Source organism: Arthrobacter sp. HMWF013 (genome assembly GCF_003061105.1).
In the GTDB taxonomy this organism is placed as follows: domain Bacteria; phylum Actinomycetota; class Actinomycetes; order Actinomycetales; family Micrococcaceae; genus Arthrobacter.
In genome coordinates this window covers 1,962-4,110 of sequence record NZ_QAIQ01000516.1, presented here as the reverse complement: position 1 = coordinate 4,110, position 2,149 = coordinate 1,962, and the positions used below count along the sequence as shown (strand labels likewise).

Sequence of the window (2,149 nt, the reverse complement as noted above, 5' to 3'; positions counted from 1 at the left end):
CCCGCACGAATATGGTGCACGACGCCGACTGGAACCAGCTCGGGCGCTTCAGCTCCTTCGCGCGAGAACGCGGCCTCACCGAAATCCAGGTCGCCTTCTCCTGGCTCGCGGCCCAGCCCGCCGTCGGCAGCGTGATCGCCGGAGCCACCAGGCCCGAACAGATCCGCCAGAACGCCGAAGCGGCAGCATGGGTGCCGTCCACCGGGGATCTCGCCGAACTCGATGACATTTTTCCCAAGGTCCCCAAAGTCGCTCTCTTCTAGGTGCGTGCGCGGATGACCAGGATGCTGGTGGACGTCGACACCGGAATAGACGACGCTCTCGCCCTGGCATACCTGGCGTCGCTGGCGGACGTGGAGCTTGTGGCCGTGACGGCGTCCCCGGGGAACGTGGATGCCCAACAGGTGGCAACCAACACCCTTGCCCTGCTGGAGCTGTGCGGCCGGGGCAACGTGGAGGTCGCCGTCGGCGCCGAAGTTCCGCTCGCCATACCCCTTGTCGTGTCGCCGGAGACCCACGGACCACAGGGCATCGGCCATGCTGTCCTTCCCGCCCCTGCCGGCACAGTGTCGCCACGGCATGCCGCGGATATCTGGGTGGAAGCGGCCCGGGCCCATCCGGGGGAGCTGACGGCCCTGATCACGGCGCCGCTGACCAACTTCGCCCTGGCCATCAGGCGTGAACCACGGCTGCCTGAACTCCTGGGCAAAGTGGTCATCATGGGCGGGAGTTTCTACCACCAGGGCAACACCACGCCGACGGCGGAGTGGAACACCCACGTCGATCCGCAGGCGGCGAAGGAAGTCTACGCAGCCTTCAGCGGCCTGCCGGAGGACCGGCTGCCCATTGTCTGTTCACTGGACACCACCGAGCGGATGGAGCTGCGGCCCGGGCATGTGCGCCGGCTCGCGGCCGCGGCCGGGTGTGCCATTGAGGAGCTTGTGCTGCCGGAACAGCCCGAGGGGCTGCGGAGCAGGGCAGGGAACCCGCTGGTGCGCCACCTGTCCGATGCCCTGCGGTTCTACTTCGAATTCCACCGGCTTTACAACCAGGGATACCTGGCGCATGTCCATGACTTCTTCGCAGCCGGTGTTGCTGCCGGAACGTTGGAATACAGCACCCGCCCGGCCACCGTGGACGTGGAAGTGGACTCTCCGTTGCTCGTGGGGACCACCGTCGCTGACTACCGGGGCCTGTGGGGCAAACCGCCCAATGCCAGGATCGTCACCGACAACAACCCGGCCGCCGCCTTTGACGAGCTGATCTCCTCCGTCGGCAGGCTCGCTGCGCGGCTTGGCTAGGAAAGCAGCCCGCTCTGCTGCCCAGGAGTCTTACAGGGGAGCGTCGGCGGGCCGGGGAACATCAAGCGCCAGCAGGGCGTTCTCCACCACTTCGGTCAGCGCCGGGTGAATCCAATAGGGTCCGCGGGCAAGCGCGTACACGGTCGTCGACAGAGCCATGGCCTGGACCAGCGGTTGGATCAGCAGGGAGGCTTCACGGCCGAGGACATGGGCGCCCAGCAGGCGGCCGGTCGACTTCTCTGCGATCAGCTTTACGATGCCCTCTGAGTCCTCCATGGCCCAGCCGTAGGCCGTGCTGGCGTACTCCTGGACAGCCACCACAATCTCTGTCCCCTCCGCGGCTCCTGACCTGGCTTCCTCCTCGGTCATTCCCACGGCAGCGACCTGGGGTTCGCTGAAGACGGCGAACGGTACGGCCGTGTAGTCAATGGTGCGCATCCCGTCGGGATTTTCCAGGTTGTGGGCGACCACCCGGGCCTCCCGGTTGGCCACATGTTTGAGCTGGTAGGGGTTGGCGATGTCCCCCAAGGCAAAGACGCCGTCGATCGGCTCGCTGTTGGAGAGTATCCGCAGCTGCGCGTCCACCGCCAGCGTTCCGTCCCCGTCCAGGTCGAAGCCTGCTGCCTCAACATCCAGCCGGTCCGTATTGGGCACGCGTCCGGTGGCCATCAGCACGATATCGGTCTCGAGGCGCAACTGCTTGCCCTCGCCGTCGTCGAAAACCGCCGTGACCCTGCCGTTCCCGGTGTCCTCCACAGCGCGGAGCGAGAACCCCAGCTCAAGCTTCCAGCGGCGGGCGGCAGCCTCAGCGAAGCGCCGGGAGATTTCCTCGTCGTTGTTGCGCAGGA

At 66.6% G+C, this 2,149-nt stretch carries 3 protein-coding genes; 2 read left to right on the top strand and 1 reads right to left on the bottom strand.

The genetic code is table 11. The features are described 5' to 3' along the window. Together DBR22_RS18015 and DBR22_RS18010 are read left to right on the top strand one after the other, a co-directional pair. A partial coding sequence (locus tag DBR22_RS18015) for an aldo/keto reductase (protein ID WP_146187561.1) occupies nt 1–263 on the top strand: 263 nt, incomplete at its 5' end. A gap of 12 nt (nt 264–275) precedes the next feature. Further along, on the top strand, nt 276–1,301 hold the full coding sequence (locus tag DBR22_RS18010) for a nucleoside hydrolase (protein WP_108600146.1): 1,026 nt from the start codon (nt 276–278) through the stop codon (nt 1,299–1,301). A 30-nt stretch (nt 1,302–1,331) separates the two neighbouring features. On the opposite strand, the gene DBR22_RS24740 is transcribed toward DBR22_RS18010, so the two are convergent. After that, nucleotides 1,332–2,149: FAD-dependent oxidoreductase (locus tag DBR22_RS24740; protein ID WP_258229279.1), on the bottom strand; the 818-nt coding region annotated here is incomplete at its 5' end.